The following is a 23,075-nucleotide window of genomic DNA, read 5'->3' as shown; positions in this document are numbered from 1 at the left end:
ACGATTGCAGGAGGTGTTGGACATTCTCAAATCAGAACGCAAGCAAGTCATACTAGAACTCATTCAAGCACAACAATTTATCCGATTGGAAGAATTGGTTGACATTCTAGCAACATCTGAATCCACTGTTCGTAGGGATTTGGACGAGTTAGAAAATGAAGGGAAACTTCGAAGAGTGCACGGCGGTGCGGAAGCACCTGCTAATTTGCAACTGGAAGAATCCATTCTTGAAAAATCTGTCAAAAACGTTCAAGAAAAACGGATGATTGCTGAAAGAGCAGCACAGTTAATCATGGACGGCGATGTGATTTTTGTAGACGCAGGGACGACAACCGGTGTCTTGATTGACTATCTCCAACAGGATAATCTAACAGTCGTGACCAATTCCATTCACCATGCTGTCAAGTTGGTTGAACGCAAGATAAAGACCATTATTATAGGTGGTTATGTCAAGCAATCAACCGATGCTTCAGTAGGTGCTATGGCTTTGGAACAAATTCGACAGCTCAATTTTGATAAGGCATTTCTGGGGATGAATGGTATTGATAAAAACTATTTTACAACGCCAGATATTGAGGAAGCGACCTTGAAGCGAACGGTTTTGGAAAATGCCAAGAAGCCATTTGTTCTCGTAGATGCTTCAAAATTCGGTCAATTTTCATTTGTCAAGGTGGCAAATATTGAGCAAGCAACGTTGATTACTACCGCAAAGGATAGTAGTTTACTAAAAATACTAAAAGGAAAAACGAGGGTAATCGAAGTATGATTTATACAGTGACACTCAATCCTGCTATTGACTATATCATTCGACTGGACCATGTTGAAACAGGTAGCGTCAATCGGATGGAGAGTGATGATAAATATGCTGGTGGTAAAGGAATCAACGTGAGTCGTATTCTCAAACGTTTGGGCTATCAGAATACAGCGACCGGATTTCTTGGAGGATTTACAGGTCAGTTCATCAAGGATGGACTTGTAGCAGAAGAAATCGCTACAGATTTCGTTGCTGTTGACCAAGATACGCGTATCAACGTAAAAATTAAAGCAGACCAAGAAACTGAAATCAACGGACTTGGACCTGTAGTAACAGCCAGCCAGTTGGCAGAGCTGGAAATGATTTTAGCGGGGCTGACGCCACAAGATACGGTTGTCTTTGCTGGGTCTGCACCAGCCAGCCTTGGAAATGAAGTCTATAACAGATTGATCCCAGTGGCTAAAAAAGCAGGAGCCCAAGTGATCTGTGACTTTGAAGGTCAGACGCTTCTGGATTCACTTGCTCACCAACCACTTTTGGTCAAGCCGAACAATCATGAATTGGAAGCTATTTTCAATGTTGAATTGAAGGGAATAGCAGACATTGAAACCCACGCTAAGAAAATCTTAGACATGGGTGCTCAGAATGTGATCATTTCTATGGCAGGGGATGGAGCCTTGTTGGTCACTCCAACAGCCACCTACTTTGCCAAACCAATCAAGGGAACGGTGAAAAATTCTGTCGGTGCTGGAGATTCCATGGTAGCAGGTTTTACAGGCGAATACGTTCGCTCACAAGACCCAATCGAAGCTCTCAAGTGGGGAGTTGCTTGCGGTACGGCAACAGCCTTTTCAGATGATTTGGCAAGTATCGAATTTATTAAGGAAACTTATGAAAAAGTTGAGGTAGAAACACTATGAAAATTCAAGACGTTTTGAGAAAAGATGTCATGTTGCTTGATTTGCAAGCGACAAGCAAGGAAGCAGTTATCGATGAAATGATTGCTAGCTTGGTAGAAAAAGGATACGTAACAGATTTTGAAGTATTCAAAACAGGTATCATGAACCGTGAAGCACAAACGACTACAGGTCTTGGCGACGGAATTGCAATGCCACACGCTAAGAATGCAGCTGTCAAAGAAGCGACTGTTCTCTTTGCAAAATCAAACAAGGGTGTTGATTACGCAAGTCTTGACGGTCAACCAACTGACTTGTTCTTTATGATTGCCGCTCCAGAAGGTGCTAACGACACGCACTTGGCAGCCCTTGCTGAATTGTCTAAATACTTGATGAAGCCAGGTTTTGCAGATAGACTTCGTGCCGTAACGAACCCAGAAGAAGTCATTGCGGTCTTTGACACAGCTGAAGAAGCTGATAAGGCGGCTGAAGAAGTGGTTACAACTCCAAGCGGTGACCGTCCATTTATCGTTGCTGTTACAGCATGTACAACAGGTATTGCCCACACTTACATGGCGGAAGAAGCACTTAAGAAGCAGGCGGCTGAAATGGGTGTTGACATCAAGGTTGAAACAAACGGTGCTTCAGGTGTTGGAAATAAACTAACCGCTGAAGATATCGAGAATGCAGTAGGTGTTATCATCGCAGCAGATAAGGCTGTTGAAATGCCACGTTTCAATGGTAAACCATTGGTATCTCGTCCAGTTGCTGCTGGTATCAAACAGGCAGAAGAATTGATTAACATCATCTTGGACGGTAAAGCGTCAACTTATACAGCGACAGAAGGAACAGCTACTGTGGAATCTTCAGAAAAACTTAGCCTTGGTAAAGCATTCTATAAACACTTGATGAGTGGTGTTTCTCAAATGTTGCCATTCGTTATCGGTGGCGGTATCTTGATTGCCCTTGCCTTCTTAGTGGATAACTTTATTGGTGTGCCGAATGACAGCCTTAGTAACTTAGGATCTTATAATGAAATAGCTTCTATGTTCATGAAGGTTGGTCAGGCAGCCTTTGGCTTCATGCTGCCACTTCTTGCAGGGTATATTGCTTACTCTATCGCTGAAAAACCAGGTTTGGTTGCAGGTTTCGTAGCTGGTGCCATCGCCAACAGCGGTCTTGCATTTGGCAAAATCCCTTACGCAGCTGGTGGTGAAGAAACCCTTGCCCTTGCTGGTGTATCATCTGGTTTCTTGGGTGCCCTTGTTGGTGGTTTCCTTGCTGGTGGTGTAGTTCTTGTTCTTCGCAACGCTTTGCGCAACCTTCCAAAATCACTTCAAGGTTTGAACGCTATCTTGCTCTTGCCACTTTTAGGAACAGCAATCACTGGTTTCTTGATGTTCTTCGTTAACATCCCAATGGCAGCTATCAACACAGGTATGAACAACTTCCTTGCAGGTCTTGAGGGTAGCTCTGCTATTCTCCTCGGCCTTGTCCTCGGTGGTATGATGGCAGTTGATATGGGTGGCCCAGTCAACAAGGCAGCCTATGTCTTCGGTACAGGTACGCTTGCGGCGACTGTTGCAGATGGCGGTTCAGTTGCTATGGCAGCAGTTATGGCCGGTGGTATGGTTCCTCCGTTGGCAATCTTTGTAGCGACACTTTTGTTCAAAAACAAGTTCACGCAAGAAGAGCGTAACTCAGGTTTGACAAACATCGTTATGGGACTTTCATTCATTACTGAAGGTGCAATTCCATTCGGTGCTGCTGACCCAGCTCGTGCTATCCCAAGCTTTATCGCTGGTTCTGCTCTTGCAGGTGCTTTGGTAGGTTTGTCAGGTATTCAATTGATGGCTCCACACGGAGGTATCTTCGTTATTGCTTTGACTTCTAACCCACTTCTTTACCTTGCTTATGTAGCAATTGGTGCAGTAGTATCAGGTGTTCTTTACGGCGTACTTCGTAAAGCTAAATAAGATTGTAAACCTTGTCATTTGACGAGGTTTTTTCATCTGGAAAATGCTATAATTAGATCAAGATATAAATAATTATGTAAACAATACCAAATATAGTATATTGAGCCATATTTTGTTTGCTTTAAAACAGTATATTATTAGAAAAATATGCTATACTTTTAAGTAAGAAGAAACAAACGAAGGAGCTTCATATGTTTTGGAAGGAAAAGCAAAATAAGTTTTCTATTCGCAAATTTAATAGAGGCGTTGCATCAGTTATTATTGGTATGACTGCCGCCTTATTTTTTGTACCAAATTTGGCTATTAAAGCAGAATTGACAGCTCTTGCCCATACAAATGTAGCAAGAGAACAGATTTCCTATAAATATGTCCTTTATTCGGAACTGACATCAGATGAGAAGGCACGAATTCAAGCGACCATTCCAGCAAGGCAGGTTGGGGATACCCATACTTACTATATGGTCTATCGGCCAAAGACAAATTTGCCTCAAACAGGAGATATACCGACTTTTACAAGTAGTCTGGTTGGTTTAGGGCTATTGATTATCGGTCTATCTCTTACAAAAGATAGGAAAAAACGAATTGTTAGAAGTCTGATTATTTTAACTGCTACAGGTAGTCTTTCAGTGGCTGCAATTTCTACAGGTAGCCTCTCAGGTTTTGATAAACAATTTAGCCTTGCCATAGGTGAAGCTTTGCCACAAGCAGTGATTTCTATAGATCAACATGAATTTGTAGGTTATATTTTAGAAGGGCATGTTAATTCTGAAGCAATCACAGTTAGCGAAGCAATTATTGATGAGCAAGGGTCATCGAGCGAATTGATATTGCCAAATATATTGGTTGAGGGAATATCTAAGCATTCAGAAGCTCCCATTGTTGATGATATTATTCCTGAGGAACCAACAGCGCCTGTTGTCCCAAGTGAACCAATAACTGAACAACCAGAAGCCCCCGTTCCACCAGCTACAGAAGATGAAGTTCTACCTGAGGAACCAACAGCGCCTGTAGTCCCAAGTGCCCCAGTTACGGAAGAGCCAGAGGTTCCAGTCACTCCCGTTCCACCATCAACAGAAGATGAAGTTCAACCCGAGGAACCAACAGCGCCTGTAGTCCCAAGTGAACCAATAACTGAACAACCAGAAGCCCCCGTTCCACCAGCTACAGAAGATGAAGTTCTACCTGAGGAACCAACAGCGCCTGTAGTCCCAAGTGCCCCAGTAACGGAAGAGCCAGAGGTTCCAGTCACTCCCGTTCCGCCATCAACAGAGGGCGAAGTTCTACCTGAGGAACCAACAGTGCCTGTTGCCCCAAGTGAACCGGTTACTGAACAGCCAGAAGCCCCCGTTCCACCAGCTACAGAAGCCGAAGTTCTACCTGAGGAACCAACAGATCCTGTTGTTCCAAGTGCCCCAGTTACGGAAGAACCAGAAACTCCTGTCACTCCGGCACCACCATCAACAGAGGGCGAAGTTCTCCCCGAGGAACCAACAGATTCTGTTGTCCCAAGTGCCCCAGTTACAGAAGAGCCAGAAACTCCTGTCACTCCGGCGCCACCATCAACAGAGGGCGAAGTTCTCCCCGAGGAACCAACAGATCCTGTTGTCCCAAGTTCTCCAGCTACGGAAGAGCCAGAAACTCCCGTTCCACCATCAACAGAGGGCGAAGTTCTCCCCGAGGAACCAACAGCGCCAGTTGTCCCAATTTCTCCAGCTACGGAAGAGCCAGAAACTCCCGTTCCACCATCAACAGAAGATGAAGTTCTCCCCGAGGAACCAACAGCGCCAGTTGTCCCAAGTTCTCCAAGTGAACCAATAACGGAACAACCAGAAGAACCTATTAAAACCAAACCGGAGTTAGATTTATCAATTCTTAAAGAAAATGTAGATGATAAGAGTGTAGAACTAAGCTATACACTGACAGATAGTGATTCCACATTTGTCAAGGTTTTGGTATCTCTATACAAAGGGGATGAATTAGTCACAGAAAAAGAAATTCTAACAAAAGAAGAGCTATACAAGGTTCAATTTGCTAACCTACTACTGAACACTGAATATAAAGTTAAAACACGATTTGCCTATAATTTAGGTAGTGATGATGTGGAAGAAGAGCTCGGAACAGAAAAATTTGAACTAGAAAATAAATTACTGGAATTACGAGAATACAAGAGTATTGAGCTGTATCAAGTTGATGAATTTGGCGAGAAAACAAGGGTCACAGCCTTGACTAGCACTCCAATTTCTTCAGAAAACTACCTTGTTAAGATTTCTACTGTAAACAATAAAGAAATCTACCTCCCCGTCGATAACTTCGAGAATGATGTCAATGGCATTAAGGTGAGCATTATTCATCCAAAATTAGTAAAATTTAAAATGCAAGGGTAGAAAATATCTCCTTAAAAGACGTGGCTATTTCAAACGACCAAACGGAAGTAGCAGCTCTAGCTAAGAAATCAGACAAGTCTATCATCGATAAAGTTTCTGTTTCAGGGAATATTACTGCCAAACAAAATATTGCTGGTATTGTCTATAACGCCACAAATGGTACGACCATTAGTAATTCCATTGTTAATGTGAACCTAAGCAACACAGCAAGCCATGAAACCTACTATATGGGTGGTGTTACAGGAATACTAAATAGTTCAATCATTGACAAGGTAAGAGTTAATGTGGCAATCGATGCTAAGACAGCAAGTGGTCGCGGACAAAAAATTGGTGGTGTCACTGCGGAGATGGCTTTGTTCAGTCAGCAACCTATGATTACCAATGCCTATGTTACAGGAAATATCCAGGCTACAGCACCTGCTGATACTGGAGGTGTTATAGGTACAGCTAGGATGTCTGTCTTGAATAACATTGCAACAGGTGTATCTGTTACCAATGGGGGTATCATCGCTTCGGCACAAAATCTATATACTACATACGGGTCAATGCCAACTAATATTTATAGTGTTGAAGATCATGCAGCAGGGCAACCAAATCCAACAATTCAGCCTACAAGCCTTTCTCAAGAAACCGTGCTAGAGAAAATCAAGGCATGGGGAATTCCAACAACACCAACCACAACAGGACAGGAAAATAGCGACAGTCAGTCGAATTCAGTGCAGACCATTGATTATAACCAGGTTCAAAATGCTCGGGCTAAACGAAGAACTGCCTATGAAAACACGTCTAAGTTGTTGCCATTCTATGACCGGAATACTATTGTTAAATATGGTAACTTGATTGATGAAGCAAGTAATCTCTATAGCAAGCCTATCCAGTCAGTTCTGACCTTGAATGAGGATGGAGTAGCAACAAATATCTATGACCAACACGCTTCCTTGACCAAATTACTGATCCATTATGAAGATGGAACTTCAGAAGTTCTACCTTTGGTATTTAAGGGAGAGTACGGTAACACCAAGGTTGTTGAATACCGCTTAGGTGAACAACTCCTCTATACACCAGAACAATTACTATCTCTGGAAACCAGTCTCATCGATGAACTAGTGACAGCATTTTCTCAGGTTGATCTTTACAGCCAAGAGATGGCTGACATCTTACATATCCAAACTACAGACAAGAACGCCAAACTAAAAGACTTGTACTTAGATGAATCCTTTGCAGAAGTCAAAGACAAACTCGAATTCCATATCAAAGGTTTGCTGGCTAATAGACAGGTAGTTGATACCACAAGCAAGGCTGTCAGGGATGTCATTAAAAAAGAATTCTTGGCAGATAAAGAAAAAATTATGTTCGCCCTTGCCTACCTCAATAGGCTATATGGCATTAAATATGGAGATACCAATATCAAGAATATTGTGCTCCATCATGCGGATTTCTATAAGCGTCAATTAGATACTCTAGGCTGGTTGAAGTCATTTACAGATAAAATCACCAAGGATACAGATCAGTATTATGTTTCACAACAAGGCTACGAAGATATGTATTTTGACAGATTAACACTTGCCAATAATGCAGAAATTCATAAAGAACGTTTTGGGGCACTCTCTAGTCAACTTGGAACAGTTCGTGATTTCTTGGAATACAATATGAAATTGTTCTTGGGGGAAACCGATTCAAGGAAGTGGTTTAAAGAAGCGACCAATGCCTTTGTTTATGAAATTCCATCCAATGCAAACTCTAGCATTGACACCAGTCTATATAGTCATCTGGGACGTATTCCACGCTATGAAAAATACTACTTGCCATTGCTGAATATCAAGGAGAAGGATGATATTTTCGTAATGAGCTCAATGGCAACAGTAGCCTTTGGTGGTTATGGAAGATATGTGGATACGGCTTTGAAAAAGACCAATCCGGAACAATACTACCAAGAAGTTAAGACAGTACAGACAAGTCTGATACCGAAACACGGAAAACGATTAGGTGACTTTTTGGATATGTGGTATCAGATGGCAGATTCTAATCTGAGAGACAAGTTTATCCAACGCTCAACTGAAATTTGGGATGGTTACTGGATTAAGGATTCAAATGCATTTGAAGACCAAACTGATAAACGTCGTTGGGCAGATAAGTATGACCAGGAATACCGCTATGTTCAGGAGTTGGCAGGTGCCTTGAATGAATGGAATAGAAAATCGAATGATAGTGCCTTTTCAGACACAGTAACCTTTGTAAAATTCTCAAATCGGGACATGCTATCGGATTTAGGTGATTCGACCTTGAGCCATGAATTGGTCCATAACTATGATGAAACTATCATGTTGGATGGTTATAAGCGTCGTCCTGGTCAAGATGCAGAATCCTATGCTATGGGCTTGTTGCAGTCATCAGCTGGTGGAGGTATTTATTACTATGGATTTAATTTCATGAATGAACATAGTCCAAATACCCCACACAATGTTTCAAGTAGTCGCTTCAAAACAAAAGAGGATTTGCAAACCTATCTAAAAGGAATCTTTGATGTTACCTACCTCTTGGATGCGGTTGAAATCGAAGCGATTGCTGCTAAGGGGAAAGAGGCTTATCCTTACTTCTTTAACAAAATAGAGTTGGTCCCAGCCACTGAAGCACCTACCAATCAGTCCCTTATCTATCAGAACGCTCATGACCGTATTAGAAAATTAAGTGACGAGGAACTGGCTAACCTGAATATTGCGACTATCAATGATGCGATTGATCATGCCCTAGTTGCCAAAACATCACTGTTACCAGAGCAAGACTATCTACGTGAAAATTTGAAGAACTATTATTTCGTACCGCTTTATTATCCGATTTATGCAGGCTTGCAAAATAATAGTGGTACTGTCGGTGGTTTACAATTCCGTAAGACAGCCTTGGAACTTCTTGCTGCAAAAGGGTGGGAAGAAGGCTTTATTCCTTATGCAACAGACAAGCTAAAAGCGGAAGCAGAGGCGGCAGGTCGTCCATTATCCGATCAGTTTATTTTTGAAAAAATATTTGCTGATCAATATGCGGATTATACAAGCTTCAAAAAAGCTATGTACAAAGAGCGCCTAGATAAGAAAAATAGTATGAAGGCTATCAGTTTTATCTACAATGGTCAGACTGAAACAATAGATAATATTGAAACGCTGAGTAGGCTGATGGCGGAGGCAGTTGATAAAGATTATCAGGCCGCTAAGAATAAGCAAGCAGGATTTAATCGCCAAGGTTTGAAAGATGCTATTTTGAAAGCCTATGTCAAGCTAACAGATAGTTTCAGTTCCTCTATATTTGGAGAATGATGGAAGTCTGCTCTATATACAAAATGGGAAGAAATTGAAAGATAATATTTTCGGTTTCTTCCTTTTATTTTTTAAATCTTCAATACATTATGGTATAATATGCATAATATTGTTTATAGGAGAAGTTAGAAATGGAAATCATTCGCGATAAAGAATTTGTCAATCAGTATCATTTTGATGCCCGCAATCACGCGTGGGAAAAAGAGAACGGAATTCCGGAAACAAAATTGAAAGTTGACTTTCAATTGATTGAGCAAAATCGTGCGGAAAATCGGACATCCATGATTACCATTTTGCGCTTTATGATTGTACTAGAACATTTTGTGATTTCAGGTGCCATGAGTCAGGCCGTTCACTTACCAAATCGATTGGTAGAAGAGCCAACTGAATTTACTGATGAGGAAAAACGTGTTTTGGTAGAGCCTCTTTTGGACATTTTAAAACGAATGACATATGAGGTTACTGAAATTGCCTTTGATGCACCAGGAGTGAATTTGGAGTTTTAATATGAAATTAGCAGTTATAACTGACTCATCGGCTGTTTTGAACGTTCAAAGTATTGAGCGGGATGACCTGTTTGTCCTAAGCATTCCAGTCAGCATCGATGGGGAAAATTATATCGAAGGGCAAAATTTGACGGTTGAAGAGTTTTATCAAAAAATGGCTTCATCGAAAGAATTACCTAAAACAAGTCAACCGAGTTTGATGGAATTGGAAGAAATTCTTAGAGGCTTGAAAGATAAAGGCTATACACACGCACTTGGCTTATTCTTGTCATCAGGTATTTCAGGTTTTTATCAAAACATTCAATATTTGGCTGATGAATTTGAAGGATTAACCGTTGCCTTTACAGATACCAAAATCACATCGGCTCCTTTAGGCATGATGGTAGAAAATGTTCTCAAATGGGCTGACTCTGGACTTAGTTTTGAAGAAATTTTAGGTAAGCTGGACCAAGAAATTGGGAAGACAACAGCCTTCATCATGGTTGATGACCTCAATCATTTGGTAAAAGGTGGTCGCTTGTCCAATGGTGCAGCCTTGTTAGGCAATCTCTTGAGTATCAAGCCGATTCTATACTTTACAGATGAAGGTAAGATTGAAGTCTATGAAAAAGTTCGGACGGAGAAGAAAGCCATTAAGCGTTTAATCGAAATTCTCCAAGAACAAACAAAAGACGGCAACTACCAGATTGCTATCATCCATGCCAACGCGCCTGAAAAGGCTGAAAACTTTAAATTGCAGCTAGAAGAAGCAGGGGTAGGTAGCGATTTGCCAATCGTATCATTTGGCTCGGTCATTGGTACGCACTTGGGAGAAGGGGCAGTGGCCTTTGGTATTTCTCCCATTATTGAATAGGAGTTTGCATGACAATTAAGGTAATTATCGCAGGATTTAAAGGGAAAATGGGCTCAACAGCAGTTGAGATGGTCAAAGGCGACGCAGAACTTAGTCTGGCTGCCTTGGTGGACCCATTTGCGACAGAAACAGAAGTGGACGGTGTTCCTGTTTTCAAGACCAAAGAAGAAGTTGCCAGCCTAGAAGCTGATGTCTGGGTGGATTTTACAACGCCAAAATTTGCCTATGAAAATACCCGTTTTGCCTTGGAAAATGGTTTCGCACCTGTGGTTGGAACAACAGGCTTTACCCCTGAAGAAATCGAGGAATTGACAGCCTTGTCTGCTGAGAAAGGCTTGGGCGGCTTGATTGCTCCTAACTTTGCTATTGGCGCTATCTTGCTCATGCAATTTGCAGCACAGGCAGCCAAGTATTTCCCAAATCTTGAAATCATTGAATTACACCACGATAAGAAGAAGGATGCACCGAGCGGAACGGCTGTTAAGACAGCTGAACTCATTTCACAAGTCCGTCAGTCACAGACTCAAGGAGCAGCAGATGAAGAAGAACTGATTGCTGGCGCTCGCGGTGCAGAATTTGACGGCTTCCGTATCCACTCAGTACGCTTGCCAGGCCTTGTTGCCCATCAGGAAGTGATTTTTGGGGCACAAGGTGAAGGTTTGACTATCCGTCATGACTCTTACGATCGCATTTCCTTTATGGGCGGTGTCAATCTCGGCATTAAAGAGGTAGTCAAACGCTCACAACTCGTTTATGGTTTGGAACACTTATTATGAAATTAAACAATCTGCCTTCTGAGTTTCAGGAGGCTTTGCCGATTTTAGAGAAAATTAAAGCAGCTGGTTTCGAGGCTTATTTCGTTGGCGGTTCCGTTCGTGATGCCATTCTCGGTAGGCCTATTCATGATGTCGATATTGCGACATCTAGCTACCCTCAGGAAACGAAACAAATCTTTTCACGGACTATTGATGTCGGAATTGAACACGGTACGGTGCTAGTATTAGAGGGGAAAAAGGAGTATGAAATTACCACCTTTCGAACAGAGGAGGAGTATGTCGACTTCCGCAGACCGAGTCAGGTTTCTTTTGTGCGTTCCTTAGAAGAGGATCTCAAACGCCGCGACTTCACGGTCAATGCCTTTGCCCTTGATGAGGAGGCACAGATTGTCGACCTCTTTGATGGGATGACTGACTTAGAAAACCGCACCCTACGGGCTGTAGGCATCCCGACTGAGCGTTTCAACGAAGATGCCCTTCGTATCATGCGTGGATTTCGCTTTGCAGCAACCTTGGACTTTGAGATTGAGCCAACGACATTTACAGCTATGGTTGAAACCGCACCGCTCTTGGAAAAAATATCTGTAGAACGCAGTTTCATCGAGTTTGATAAACTCTTGATGGCGGATTTTTGGCGAAAAGGCTTGCGTGCTATGATTGATTCCAAGGCTTATGATTTCTTGCCTGATTTAGCTGGAAAAAGTGATGAATTAGAGACCATGCTAACAAGTCTGACAGAGGAATTTCGCTTTTCGACTTCTGAACAAGCTTGGGCCATGCTCTTTGTCTGCCTAGGTATTGATAACATCAAGTCCTTCCTGAAAAAATGGAAAACCAGCAATGATTTCCAACGCAGCGTGGTCAAGTTGGTAGAGATTTATCAGCTTCGCCAAGCAGGACCTGTTACCAAGCAAATCTGTTTCAAGTATGGCAAAGAATTCTTGTACTTGGTAGAGGAGCTCCGTCAGGCACAAGGTCTTGTTACAGATTTTGCAGCAATTGACAAGATTGACCAAGCCTTGACTATCCATGACAAGCATGAAATTGTTGTCAATGGAGGACATCTGATGAAGGCATTTGATCTCAAACCAGGTCCAGTATTAGGAGAACTACTCAAAGAGGTGGAATTCCAGATTGTGGAAGGACAGCTGGAAAACGAAGAGCAAGCGATTATGACATTTGTGAAAGGAATCTTAGAGAATGAGTGATTTTATCGTTGAACACCTGACTAAATCTGTCGGAGATAAAACGGTCTTTGCTGATCTGTCTTTCATCATCCATCAAGGCGACCGTATCGGGATTATTGGGGTCAATGGTACGGGCAAAACGACCTTGCTGGATGTCCTGTCAGGCCGTATCGGCTTCGACGGCGACGTATCTCCCTTCCATAGTAAGAATGCTTACAAGATTGCTTACTTGACCCAGGAGCCTGATTTTGATGAAAGTAAGACAGTTTTAGACACCGTTCTTTCATCTGACCTCCGTGAAACCCAGCTGATTCGTGAATACGAGCTGCTCTTATCTCATTACGATGAAGCCAGTCAAGCAAGACTGGAAAAGGTGATGGCTGAGATGGATTCTCTCAATGCTTGGGAGATTGAAAGTCAGGTCAAGACTGTCTTGTCGAAACTCGGTCTAACAGACCTCAACAAAACCGTTGCTGAGTTATCAGGTGGTCTACGTAGACGAGTGCAATTGGCCCAAGTCCTCCTTGGCAATGCTGACTTGCTTTTGCTGGATGAACCGACTAACCACCTGGACATTGATACCATTGAGTGGTTGACGACTTTCTTGAAAAATACCAAGAAATCCGTTCTCTTTATTACCCACGATCGCTATTTCTTGGACAATGTGGCGACACGGATCTTTGAATTGGACCGCGCTAGCTTGACAGAGTATCAGGGCAATTACCAGGATTATGTTCGCTTAAAGGCAGAGCAGGACGAGCGAGATGCCGCTCTTCGCCATAAGAAGGAACAACTCTACAAGCAGGAGTTGGCTTGGATGCGCAGACAACCTCAAGCTCGTGCAACCAAGCAACAGGCCCGTATCAATCGTTTCCATGACCTCAAAGGCGATTTAGCCAACAAGATAGACGATAGCGAGCTGGAAATCAATTTTGAAACCTCTCGTATCGGTAAAAAGGTCATTAATTTTGAAAATGTCAGCTTTTCCTATCCTGACAAGCCCATTTTAAAAGACTTTAACCTGCTCATTCAAAACAAGGACCGCATCGGTATTGTTGGTGATAATGGTAAAGGAAAATCTACCTTACTCAATCTAATCGCAGGTGTTTTGCAGGCAGACAGCGGTAAGGTAGATATTGGGGAAACCATCCGCATTGGTTATTTTTCTCAGACCATCAAGGGCTTGGACGAAAGCAAGCGGGTCATCAATTTCTTGCAGGAAGTGGCAGAAGAAGCTAAGACGACATCTGGTATGGTTTCTATCGCAGAACTCTTGGAGCAATTCCTCTTCCCACGTAATACCCATGGTACCCTAATTGAGAAATTGTCAGGTGGTGAGAAGAAGCGACTTTACTTGCTAAAGATCCTCTTGCAACGGCCTAATGTCCTCTTACTCGACGAACCGACCAACGACTTGGACATAGCGACTCTGACAGTCTTGGAACATTTCTTGCAGGGCTTTGCTGGTCCGGTCATTACTGTCAGTCACGACCGTTATTTCTTGGACAAGGTTGCGACCAAAATCCTCGCTTTCGAAGATAGCGGCATTCAGACCTTCTTTGGCAACTACACAGACTATCTGGATGAGAAGGCCTTTCTGGCTTCCAGCTCTGCCATTTCCTTGGAAAAACCAAAGGAGAAAACCGAGAAAATCAAAGAGAACAAGAAGCGGATGTCCTACTTTGAGAAGCAGGAATGGGCAACCATCGAAGAGGATATTGCTGGCTTGGAGGAGCGGATTGCGGCAATCGAGGCGGAAATGCTGACCTGTGGTAGTGATTTTACAAAATTGTCCGATTTGCAGAAGGAATTGGATGAGAAAAACGACCTGCTCTTGGAAAAATATGAGCGGTATGAGTATCTGAGCGAGTTGGAGGGCTAGATGAAAGTTCTTGTCATGTCTTATATGGTCATCTATCTTTTGGTGACCTTGGGAGCGGCTTTGTTTAGCTATCTAAAGACCAAAAAAATGAATACATTGCGCTTGATTTTAACTATCCTATCCATGATATTGCTGACAAGCACCTTGTATTTTTATAGTCAGTCTTATCACGACTTGCAGATGTTGGGCTTTGCTATGGGCTTTACCTTCATCTCCACTCTTTTTCTCTATAATGGAACAAAAGAAGGTAGTAATTTTACGACAGTTATGCTCTTTTCCATTGGAAGGTTTATCTTACATATTCAATTTTTAATTTTGCTCTATCTATTTCGTTAGGGCAAATTTTTTATCCGTTCAATTTTTTGAAAAGGCTTTACGCAAACCTTTGCATTATGTTATAATAAAGAAAATACATTTGAGGTGATGATTATGTCTAAAAAAATTATTGGTATTGACCTTGGGGGAACTTCTGTTAAATTGGCCATCTTGACTACTGAGGGAGAAATTCAAGAAAAATGGTCTATCAAGACAAATATATTAGACGATGGAAGTCATATTGTTCCTGATATTATTGACAGTATCAAGCAGCGATTTGAAACCCATGGTTTGACAAAAGATGACTTTTTGGGTGTTGGTATGGGGTCTCCTGGTGTCGTTGATAGCGAAGCTGGTACGGTTATCGGTGCCTATAACCTCAACTGGAAGACCTTGCAATTGGTTAAAGATCAGTTTGAATCTGCGCTTGGTTTACCATTCTTTATCGACAATGATGCAAACGTAGCGGCTCTCGGTGAGCAGTGGGTTGGTGCCGGAAACAACAATCCAAACGTTGTCTTTATGACGCTTGGTACAGGTGTCGGTGGCGGTGTCATCGCTGCTGGAAACTTGATTCGTGGGGTCAAAGGTGCTGGCGGCGAATTGGGCCATATCACAGTTGACTTTGATGAGCCATTTGCATGTACTTGTGGTAAGAAAGGTTGTCTAGAAACCGTTGCTTCAGCAACAGGTATTGTCAACCTCAGCCGTCGTTATGCGGACCAATACGCTGGCGATGCAAAACTGAAACAGATGATTGATGATGGGCAAGATGTAACGGCTAAAGATGTCTTTGATTTGGCAAAAGAAGGCGATGATTTAGCTTTGATTGTCTACCGTCATTTCTCAGAATACCTAGGTGTTGCTTGTGCAAACATTGCTGCAGTCCTCAATCCTGCCTACATCGTTCTTGGTGGCGGTGTATCAGCTGCAGGAGAGTTCTTATTGGATGGCGTTCGCAAGGTCTTTGCTGAAAATAGCTTCCCACAAATCAAGGAAAGTACACAAATTGTCTTGGCAACACGTGGTAATGATGCAGGTGTATTAGGTGCAGCATCACTTGTCTTGAAATAATAACTGAAGCAGGGGAAACTCTGCTTTTTTTCTAATCCGCCGTCACACTTTCTTTATATACATATATTGAAAGTTGGTTGATAAAAAGGTACAATAATAGTGAAAAGAGAAAGGAGTGTTGGTGTATGAAACAAGTAAGTATGCCTAAACTAATTGACTATCTAACTATAGTCGGGCTTTTGATTTTACTGTCTGCCTTTTTCCTTGATTACTGGATTCGTGACTGGTTTTTCCCGTCTAGCTGGGGAAACGTAGCAACCATGTTGATTCTCCCTCTACTGGGGGCTCTAATTCTTATACTGTCTATCTATTATAAAAAATTGTGGACTGGTTTGATTAGTATCTTCTTAATGATTTCATTTCCTCTGATATTCGGTATTGGCTACTTTATATTTGGCCCCTAGAAGGAGTGGTTATGAACCTGACTTTACTAAAAAGATTAAATCTAGTTTTGTATGGTATCGCATTTTTTCTCTTCGTCATGCTATTTTTGCCAATAGGGCAATGGTTTGATATTGTAAATGTGAATTTTAAACTAACATTTTTCATCATTCCCTTTTTCGGTCTAGCTAGCTTACCAACGGCTATTTACACTAAAAATGTTCGTCAGATATTGTTGAGTGTTCTCTTGGTTGCTTTGTATTTTATATTGTTCAGCCTAGTAACTGCCCTCGCTGGTTTGTTCCAGCTCAACCTCTACCCCTTGCTCTATAAATGACAACTCCAGTTCAAAACTGGAGTTTTTACGTAGAATTTGCTATACTAAAACCATGACAAAAGCAGATAGTATTTTTAAAGAAAACATTTGTAAGATTATGGAAGAGGGCGTTTTTTCAGAAAATGCTCGCCCACGGTACAAGGATGGAAATGTAGCTAATTCCAAGTACATTACAGGTGCCTTTGCGGAGTATGACTTGTCCAAGGGCCAGTTCCCTATTACTACATTAAGACCTATCCCAATCAAGTCAGCCATTAAAGAAATTCTCTGGATTTACCAAGATCAGACCAATGATTTGTCGGTTTTACAGGAAAAATACGGTGTCCAGTATTGGAATGATTGGGAAGTAGATGGAACTGGAACCATTGGCGAACGCTATGGGGCTATCGTGAAAAAACATGACATCATTTCCAAAATCCTCAAGCAATTGGAGGAAAATCCATGGAATCGCCGCAATGTGATTTCTTTGTGGGATTATGAAGCCTTTGACCAATCTGCAGGTCTCTTGCCATGTGCCTTTCAGACCATGTTTGACGTCCGCCGAGTGGATGGGGAGATGTATCTGGATGCAACCTTGACCCAGCGGTCAAATGATATGTTGGTAGCCCACCATATCAATGCTATGCAGTATGTAGCCCTTCAGATGATGATTGCTAAACATTTTGGCTGGAAGGTTGGGAAGTTTTTCTATTTCATCAACAATCTTCACATCTATGACAATCAGTTTGAACAAGCTGAAGAATTGCTTCGTCGTACACCATCTGAAGTCGAGCCTCGTTTGGTCTTGAACGTTCCAGACGGAACAAATTTTTTTGATATTAAAGCAGAAGATTTTGAGTTGGTGGATTACAATCCAGTTAAACCGCAACTTAAATTTGACTTGGCGATTTAACTGGATTAGCAGTGAAGAACTTCGTTCTTTTGCCTCGCTTCTTTATTTTTTATGCTTGGGCTGAAACAGTTCCTTGAACTAGCCACTCTTCTTTATCCATGATTAGAGCTAGTTAATAACAGTGAACTTCAAGTCAGTGTCACTAAAATTTTAGATCCAGTTTCAATATTATAAAAATTTGCACTAGACCTACTTGGTAAGTGCATTTTTCATGTTTTTTTGATAGAATGATAGGACGGAAAGTGAGAGAAAATGACAAAGAAAATTGTTGCAATTTGGGCTCAGGATGAAAATGGTTTGATTGGAAAGGGAGATAAACTACCTTGGTTTTTACCAGCTGATCTGGCTCATTTTAAGGAAACGACAAGTGGTCATGCCATGGTGATGGGACGTATAACCTTTGATGGCATTGGAAAACGTGCACTTCCAAATCGACATACCTTAGTATTGACCACCGATAAAAGCTATCAAGCGGAGAGTGACCGGGTCACAGTCCTACATGGTGTTGAAGAAGTTCTGGACTGGCACCACCAACAAGGAGGAACCTTGTTTGTCCTTGGTGGTGGACAAATTTTTACTGCCTTTGCACACTACATTGAAGAATTGATTGTAACAGATATTCAGGGGCAATTTGAAGGTGATAGTTTCTTCCCAGAAACTTTTCCAATGGAAAAATTCCAGCTACAAAGTGAACAGTTTCGTCCAAAAGATGAAGCCAACCCCGTTGATTTCATCATAAAAAACTATAAAAGAAGAGAGAAATAGGCATGGAGAGAGGTTTATTTGGTTTATTTACAGCACTTCTCTGTGGAATATGCGTTCTTTGTGCAATTCAAGCCTTTAAAAAGAAACGATTTGGTTTAGCGATATTATTTTTATTGAATGCTTTTACCAATTTAGTCAATAGTATCCATGCAGTTTATGGATTTTTGTTTAGATAAGTGATATGAAAGAGGAGATAGATGGCTGTTAAGCATAATCATGAATTGATTTATTGCTCATTTTGCGGAAAAAATCAAGAAGAAGTTAAAAAAATTATTGCAGGAAACAATGTCTTCATTTGTAATGAGTGTGTGGAGTTAGCTCAAGAAATTATTCGTGAAGAACTAGCAGAAGAAGTGTTGACAGAATTGGCTGACACACCTAAGCCACAGGAATTGCTCGATATTTTAAACAATTATGTTATTGGACAAGATCGTGCTAAACGTGCATTGGCTGTCGCTGTCTACAACCATTACAAACGTATTAATTTCCAAGATAGTCGCGATGAAAATGATGTTGATTTACAGAAATCAAACATTCTCATGATTGGTCCAACAGGTTCTGGTAAGACATTCTTGGCTCAAACCTTGGCTAAAAGTCTAAATGTTCCATTTGCTATTGCGGATGCGACCGCTCTTACTGAAGCTGGTTATGTTGGTGAAGATGTCGAAAACATCCTTCTCAAACTCTTGCAGGCGGCGGATTTTAACATCGATCGTGCTGAAAGAGGGATTATCTATGTGGATGAAATTGATAAGATTGCCAAAAAAGGTGAAAACGTGTCCATTACCCGAGATGTGTCGGGTGAAGGTGTCCAACAGGCTCTCTTGAAAATTATCGAGGGAACGGTTGCAAGTGTCCCTCCACAAGGCGGACGCAAACATCCAAACCAAGAGATGATTCATGTTGATACCAAAAATATCTTGTTCATTGTAGGTGGTGCCTTTGATGGTATTGAAGAAATCGTTAAACAACGTCTTGGTGAAAAAATCATCGGTTTCGGTCAAAACAATCGTGCCATTGATGAAAAAGAATCATACATGCAACATATCATTGCAGACGACATTCAAAAATTTGGTATTATTCCTGAGTTGATTGGTCGCTTGCCGGTATTTGCAGCCTTGGATCAATTAACAACCGAAGACTTGGTCCGTATTTTAACAGAGCCTAAGAATGCGTTGGTTAAACAATACCAGACCCTCTTGTCTTATGATGATGTAGAATTGGATTTTGACGAGGATGCCTTACTTGCCATTGCTGAAAAAGCAATCGAGCGAAAAACAGGTGCACGTGGTCTTCGTTCCATTATCGAAGAAACGATGTTGGATGTTATGTTTGAAGTTCCAAGTCAAGATGATGTCAAACGTGTTCGAGTGACAAAAGATGCAGTTGATGGTAAGGAAAAGCCTTTGCTTGAAACAGCTTAAAGAAGTACAAGGAGGGGTGTGAGCTATTAGCTTTCTCCCCTTATTTATGAAAGGTAAACAATGGAAATTAATACACATAATGCTGAAATTCTGCTAAGTGCAGTTTCAAAGGCCCAATATCCAGAAGATGATATTCCTGAGATCGCCTTGGCTGGTCGGTCAAACGTTGGAAAATCTTCCTTTATCAATACCCTTTTGGGTAGAAAAAATTTAGCTCGTACTTCAGGTAAACCTGGTAAGACCCAGCAGTTAAACTTTTACAATATTGATGACAAGATCCGTTTTGTCGATGTGCCCGGTTATGGCTATGCCAAGGTTTCCAAGGCTGAACGAGCAAAATGGGGCAAGATGATTGAGGAATATTTGACAAGTCGTGAAAATCTGCGCGTGGTTGTCAGTCTGGTGGATATGCGTCATGAACCATCAGCAGACGATGTTCAGATGTATGAGTTTTTAAAGTACTATGAAATCCCAGTCATCATCGTTGCTACCAAAGCTGATAAAATTCCTCGTGGCAAATGGAACAAGCATGAGTCCATTATCAAAAAGAAATTGGATTTTGATAAAAATGATCAATTCGTTATCTTTTCTTCTGAGACTCGTCACGGATACGATCAGGCATGGGATGCTATCTTAAGTAACATCTAATAAACAGTTCAGGAGAAAAATCATGGAACGTACTTTCTTCATCATCAAACCAGATGCTCTTAAGCGTGGACTTGCAGGACAAATTCTTTCACGTATCGAACGCAGGGGATTTCAAATCCAAGATTTAAAAATGGTTACAGCGACAGAAGAGCTAATCAGTCAACATTATGAACATTTGACAGATAAACCTTTCTTCCCGCAATTAGTACAATATATGACGAGCGGGCCGATGATAGCTGGCATTATAGAAGGGCCAGAAGTTATCAAATCTTGGCGAGATATGATGGGAGCTACCAATCCAGTAAATGCCCTACCTGGGACTATTCGTGGAGATTTTGCGACAGCGCCCGTTGAGGGAATTGTGGCAAATGTCGTTCATGGCTCAGATAGTGCAGAAGCAGCCGAACGAGAGATCGGTCTTTGGCTGGGAAAATAGCAGAGCAGACACCTAGTTTTCTAGGTGTTTTTCTTATGGAAAATTATCACTAAATCTGATATAATGAAGAGTAATACCCTTGTAGAGGAAGAAACATGAATTTAGAAGATTTGAAAAAACGACAGGAGAAAATTCGTAATTTCTCCATTATTGCCCACATCGACCATGGTAAATCAACCTTGGCTGACCGTATTCTTGAGAAGACAGAAACAGTTTCCAGCCGTGAAATGCAAGCCCAGTTGCTGGATAGTATGGACTTGGAACGCGAGCGTGGTATCACAATTAAACTCAACGCAATCGAACTCAACTATACAGCTAAAGATGGAGAGACATACATTTTCCACTTGATTGACACGCCTGGACACGTGGACTTTACCTATGAAGTATCGCGTTCCCTAGCTGCCTGTGAGGGCGCAATCTTAGTGGTGGATGCAGCCCAAGGGATTGAAGCTCAAACCTTGGCCAATGTTTATCTAGCCTTGGACAATGATTTGGAAATCTTGCCAATCATTAACAAGATTGACCTACCAGCAGCAGACCCTGAGCGTGTTCGTCAGGAAATCGAAGATGTGATTGGTTTGGATGCCTCAGAAGCAGTGCCAACATCAGCCAAGGCAGGTATTGGTATCGAGGAAATCTTGGAGCAGATTGTCGAGAAGGTTCCAGCACCGACTGGTGATGTCGAAGCTCCATTGCAAGCCTTGATTTTTGACTCGGTTTACGATCCGTATCGAGGCGTTATCCTGCAAGTTCGTATTGTCAACGGTGTGGTAAAACCTGGCGATACTATTCAGATGATGAGCAATGGCAAGACCTTTGATGTGACGGAAGTGGGTATCTTCACACCAAAAGCAATCGGTCGTGATTACTTGGCGACTGGTGATGTTGGTTACATTGCAGCCTCCATCAAGACAGTTGCCGACACCCGTGTCGGTGATACGGTGACCTTAGCTGAAAATCCTGCTAGTGAGCCACTAGCGGGCTACAAGCAGATGAACCCAATGGTCTTTGCGGGTATCTATCCAATCGATTCCAACAAGTACAATGACCTTCGGGAAGCCTTGGAAAAACTACAGCTAAACGATGCCAGCTTGCAGTTCGAACCTGAAACATCGCAGGCCCTCGGCTTTGGTTTCCGATGTGGATTCTTGGGGCTCTTGCACATGGATGTTATCCAAGAACGAATTGAGCGCGAGTTTAACATTGACCTGATCATGACAGCTCCGTCGGTGGTTTACCATGTCAATATGACGGACGGTGAAATGATTGATGTAGCCAACCCATCCGAATTCCCAGACCCAACCAAGATCGCCACTATCGAAGAGCCTTACGTTAAGGCACAAATCATGGTACCACAGGAATACGTCGGTGCGGTGATGGAGTTGGCTCAACGCAAACGTGGTGACTTTGTGACCATGGATTATATCGATGATAACCGTGTCAATGTTATCTACCAAATTCCACTTGCGGAGATTGTCTTTGATTTCTTTGATAAACTCAAGTCATCTACTCGTGGATATGCTAGCTTTGACTATGAAATTTCTGAGTACCGTTCATCCAAGTTGGTGAAAATGGACATTCTCCTCAATGGCGACAAGGTAGATGCTCTCAGCTTTATCGTCCACAAGGAATTTGCCTATGAACGTGGGAAAATTATCGTGGACAAACTCAAGAAAATCATTCCGCGTCAACAGTTTGAAGTACCAATCCAAGCAGCAATCGGTCAAAAAATCGTTGCCCGTAGTGACATCAAGGCTCTTCGGAAGAACGTTTTGGCCAAGTGTTATGGTGGTGATGTTTCTCGTAAACGCAAACTCTTGGAAAAACAAAAAGCTGGTAAGAAACGTATGAAAGCTATTGGATCTGTCGAAGTCCCTCAGGAAGCCTTCCTCAGCGTACTCAGCATGGATGAAGATGACAAGAAATAATCTTGATACAAAGAAACACTCCTGCACATTGGCGCAAGAGTGTTTTCTCTTATTTGCGTTTCATTTCGCCTTGTGGGTAGTAGGTCCCTTCAGGCATATCATTGATGAAGACATGAATGGCTTCTTTGGGCGCATTAGTATTACGAGATACAACTTCGGTAACTTCACGCGCAAGGGCAATTTTTTGTTCTTCTGTGCGTCCTTCAAACAAATCAATACGTACAAATGGCATACCTAACCTCCGAATAATTTTTGTATATTTTACCATAGTTTTTTACAATATCCAAGAACTTTTTCTAGAAATTATTGTAAGACTATTTTCTACATGTTATAATAATCACATAAAAATAGTT

The 23,075-nt window shown here is 41.9% G+C and carries 21 protein-coding genes; 20 read left to right on the top strand and 1 reads right to left on the bottom strand.

From position 1 onward, the window contains the following. Window positions 1-16 precede the first annotated feature (16 nt). The 20 genes from PHA78_RS05560 (at window position 17) to lepA (ending at window position 22,722) form a co-directional block, all read left to right on the top strand. Window positions 17-766, top strand: a complete 750-nt coding sequence (locus tag PHA78_RS05560) for a DeoR/GlpR family DNA-binding transcription regulator (protein WP_029175531.1) — start codon at window positions 17-19, stop codon at window positions 764-766. Next, entirely contained in the window at window positions 763-1,674 is a 912-nt protein-coding gene (gene pfkB, locus PHA78_RS05555) for a 1-phosphofructokinase (RefSeq protein ID WP_099807212.1), read from the top strand. The genes PHA78_RS05560 and pfkB overlap by 4 nt, the downstream gene beginning before the upstream one ends. Continuing rightward, window positions 1,671-3,626, top strand: a complete 1,956-nt coding sequence (locus PHA78_RS05550; RefSeq protein WP_029185018.1) for a PTS fructose transporter subunit IIABC — start codon at window positions 1,671-1,673, stop codon at window positions 3,624-3,626. The genes pfkB and PHA78_RS05550 overlap by 4 nt, the downstream gene beginning before the upstream one ends. A 191-nt stretch (window positions 3,627-3,817) precedes the next feature. Continuing rightward, on the top strand, window positions 3,818-6,010 hold the full coding sequence (locus tag PHA78_RS05545; protein ID WP_272158536.1) for a ZmpA/ZmpB/ZmpC family metallo-endopeptidase-related protein: 2,193 nt from the start codon (window positions 3,818-3,820) through the stop codon (window positions 6,008-6,010). A 20-nt stretch (window positions 6,011-6,030) separates the two neighbouring features. Next, entirely contained in the window at window positions 6,031-9,318 is a 3,288-nt protein-coding gene (locus PHA78_RS05540) for a ZmpA/ZmpB/ZmpC family metallo-endopeptidase (RefSeq protein WP_272158535.1), read from the top strand. 131 nt (window positions 9,319-9,449) lie between these two features. Beyond that, window positions 9,450-9,824 (top strand): DUF1149 family protein, encoded by a 375-nt coding sequence (locus tag PHA78_RS05535; RefSeq protein ID WP_024378668.1) that lies wholly within the window; start codon window positions 9,450-9,452, stop codon window positions 9,822-9,824. 1 nt (window position 9,825) lies between these two features. After that, window positions 9,826-10,677 carry a DegV family protein gene (locus PHA78_RS05530; RefSeq protein ID WP_024378667.1) on the top strand — a complete coding sequence of 284 codons (852 nt, stop codon included), beginning with the start codon at window positions 9,826-9,828 and terminating at the stop codon, window positions 10,675-10,677. Window positions 10,678-10,685: 8 nt separating this feature from the next. Next, a complete protein-coding gene (dapB, locus tag PHA78_RS05525) occupies window positions 10,686-11,453 on the top strand; it encodes a 4-hydroxy-tetrahydrodipicolinate reductase (protein WP_015646867.1) in 768 nt (255 codons plus the stop codon). After that, window positions 11,450-12,661, top strand: coding sequence for a CCA tRNA nucleotidyltransferase (locus tag PHA78_RS05520; protein WP_099871370.1), 1,212 nt, complete (start codon window positions 11,450-11,452; stop codon window positions 12,659-12,661). The genes dapB and PHA78_RS05520 overlap by 4 nt, the downstream gene beginning before the upstream one ends. Further along, window positions 12,654-14,522 carry an ABC-F family ATP-binding cassette domain-containing protein gene (locus tag PHA78_RS05515; protein WP_024376974.1) on the top strand — a complete coding sequence of 623 codons (1,869 nt, stop codon included), beginning with the start codon at window positions 12,654-12,656 and terminating at the stop codon, window positions 14,520-14,522. The genes PHA78_RS05520 and PHA78_RS05515 overlap by 8 nt, the downstream gene beginning before the upstream one ends. Then, entirely contained in the window at window positions 14,523-14,858 is a 336-nt protein-coding gene (locus tag PHA78_RS05510) for a hypothetical protein (protein WP_024376975.1), read from the top strand. 93 nt (window positions 14,859-14,951) lie between these two features. Then, complete coding sequence (locus PHA78_RS05505) at window positions 14,952-15,911, top strand: ROK family glucokinase (RefSeq protein WP_024380702.1); 960 nt, start codon at window positions 14,952-14,954, stop codon at window positions 15,909-15,911. A 125-nt stretch (window positions 15,912-16,036) separates the two neighbouring features. Continuing rightward, entirely contained in the window at window positions 16,037-16,315 is a 279-nt protein-coding gene (locus tag PHA78_RS05500; RefSeq protein WP_024397846.1) for a hypothetical protein, read from the top strand. A gap of 11 nt (window positions 16,316-16,326) precedes the next feature. Further along, complete coding sequence (locus PHA78_RS05495) at window positions 16,327-16,629, top strand: hypothetical protein (protein WP_099807032.1); 303 nt, start codon at window positions 16,327-16,329, stop codon at window positions 16,627-16,629. Window positions 16,630-16,681: 52 nt separating this feature from the next. After that, on the top strand, window positions 16,682-17,521 hold the full coding sequence (locus PHA78_RS05490) for a thymidylate synthase (RefSeq protein ID WP_099807031.1): 840 nt from the start codon (window positions 16,682-16,684) through the stop codon (window positions 17,519-17,521). 252 nt (window positions 17,522-17,773) lie between these two features. After that, window positions 17,774-18,286 (top strand): dihydrofolate reductase, encoded by a 513-nt coding sequence (locus PHA78_RS05485; protein WP_099807030.1) that lies wholly within the window; start codon window positions 17,774-17,776, stop codon window positions 18,284-18,286. Between the two features lie 197 nt (window positions 18,287-18,483). Further along, the gene (gene clpX / locus PHA78_RS05480) at window positions 18,484-19,710 is read left to right on the top strand and encodes an ATP-dependent Clp protease ATP-binding subunit ClpX (protein ID WP_099807028.1); all 1,227 of its coding nucleotides are present in this window, start codon (window positions 18,484-18,486) and stop codon (window positions 19,708-19,710) included. A 60-nt stretch (window positions 19,711-19,770) separates the two neighbouring features. Further along, window positions 19,771-20,358, top strand: a complete 588-nt coding sequence (yihA, locus tag PHA78_RS05475; protein WP_099871356.1) for a ribosome biogenesis GTP-binding protein YihA/YsxC — start codon at window positions 19,771-19,773, stop codon at window positions 20,356-20,358. 22 nt (window positions 20,359-20,380) lie between these two features. Then, window positions 20,381-20,794: a nucleoside-diphosphate kinase gene (ndk, locus tag PHA78_RS05470; RefSeq protein ID WP_024413632.1), complete on the top strand. Its 414-nt coding sequence runs from the start codon at window positions 20,381-20,383 to the stop codon at window positions 20,792-20,794. A gap of 95 nt (window positions 20,795-20,889) precedes the next feature. After that, on the top strand, window positions 20,890-22,722 hold the full coding sequence (gene lepA, locus PHA78_RS05465) for a translation elongation factor 4 (RefSeq protein WP_002943192.1): 1,833 nt from the start codon (window positions 20,890-20,892) through the stop codon (window positions 22,720-22,722). Window positions 22,723-22,771: 49 nt separating this feature from the next. Here the strand turns inward: lepA and PHA78_RS05460 are convergent, their stop codons facing one another. Continuing rightward, a complete protein-coding gene (locus PHA78_RS05460; protein ID WP_002934978.1) occupies window positions 22,772-22,954 on the bottom strand; it encodes a 4-oxalocrotonate tautomerase in 183 nt (60 codons plus the stop codon). Window positions 22,955-23,075: the final 121 nt, after the last annotated feature.

The organism is Streptococcus sp. HN38 (assembly GCF_028335765.1).
GTDB classification, from domain to species: Bacteria; Bacillota; Bacilli; order Lactobacillales; family Streptococcaceae; genus Streptococcus; species Streptococcus suis_P.
Note: the sequence above shows the minus strand (reverse complement) of the source record. Positions and strands in the feature narration are given on the sequence as shown.

Excerpts from the sequence above, each read along its gene's own strand:
- ndk (WP_024413632.1), top strand. The coding sequence starts at position 20,381 with ATGGAACGTACTTTCTTCATCATCAAACCAGATGCTCTTAAGCGTGGA.
- dapB (WP_015646867.1), top strand. The coding sequence starts at position 10,686 with ATGACAATTAAGGTAATTATCGCAGGATTTAAAGGGAAAATGGGCTCA.
- PHA78_RS05485 (WP_099807030.1), top strand. The coding sequence starts at position 17,774 with ATGACAAAGAAAATTGTTGCAATTTGGGCTCAGGATGAAAATGGTTTG.
- pfkB (WP_099807212.1), top strand. The coding sequence starts at position 763 with ATGATTTATACAGTGACACTCAATCCTGCTATTGACTATATCATTCGA.
- PHA78_RS05550 (WP_029185018.1), top strand. The coding sequence starts at position 1,671 with ATGAAAATTCAAGACGTTTTGAGAAAAGATGTCATGTTGCTTGATTTG.
- PHA78_RS05460 (WP_002934978.1), bottom strand. The coding sequence starts at position 22,954 with ATGCCATTTGTACGTATTGATTTGTTTGAAGGACGCACAGAAGAACAA.
- yihA (WP_099871356.1), top strand. The coding sequence starts at position 19,771 with ATGGAAATTAATACACATAATGCTGAAATTCTGCTAAGTGCAGTTTCA.
- PHA78_RS05490 (WP_099807031.1), top strand. The coding sequence starts at position 16,682 with ATGACAAAAGCAGATAGTATTTTTAAAGAAAACATTTGTAAGATTATG.
- clpX (WP_099807028.1), top strand. The coding sequence starts at position 18,484 with ATGGCTGTTAAGCATAATCATGAATTGATTTATTGCTCATTTTGCGGA.
- PHA78_RS05520 (WP_099871370.1), top strand. The coding sequence starts at position 11,450 with ATGAAATTAAACAATCTGCCTTCTGAGTTTCAGGAGGCTTTGCCGATT.
- lepA (WP_002943192.1), top strand. The coding sequence starts at position 20,890 with ATGAATTTAGAAGATTTGAAAAAACGACAGGAGAAAATTCGTAATTTC.
- PHA78_RS05500 (WP_024397846.1), top strand. The coding sequence starts at position 16,037 with ATGAAACAAGTAAGTATGCCTAAACTAATTGACTATCTAACTATAGTC.
- PHA78_RS05535 (WP_024378668.1), top strand. The coding sequence starts at position 9,450 with ATGGAAATCATTCGCGATAAAGAATTTGTCAATCAGTATCATTTTGAT.
- PHA78_RS05510 (WP_024376975.1), top strand. The coding sequence starts at position 14,523 with ATGAAAGTTCTTGTCATGTCTTATATGGTCATCTATCTTTTGGTGACC.
- PHA78_RS05515 (WP_024376974.1), top strand. The coding sequence starts at position 12,654 with ATGAGTGATTTTATCGTTGAACACCTGACTAAATCTGTCGGAGATAAA.
- PHA78_RS05545 (WP_272158536.1), top strand. The coding sequence starts at position 3,818 with ATGTTTTGGAAGGAAAAGCAAAATAAGTTTTCTATTCGCAAATTTAAT.
- PHA78_RS05505 (WP_024380702.1), top strand. The coding sequence starts at position 14,952 with ATGTCTAAAAAAATTATTGGTATTGACCTTGGGGGAACTTCTGTTAAA.
- PHA78_RS05530 (WP_024378667.1), top strand. The coding sequence starts at position 9,826 with ATGAAATTAGCAGTTATAACTGACTCATCGGCTGTTTTGAACGTTCAA.
- PHA78_RS05495 (WP_099807032.1), top strand. The coding sequence starts at position 16,327 with ATGAACCTGACTTTACTAAAAAGATTAAATCTAGTTTTGTATGGTATC.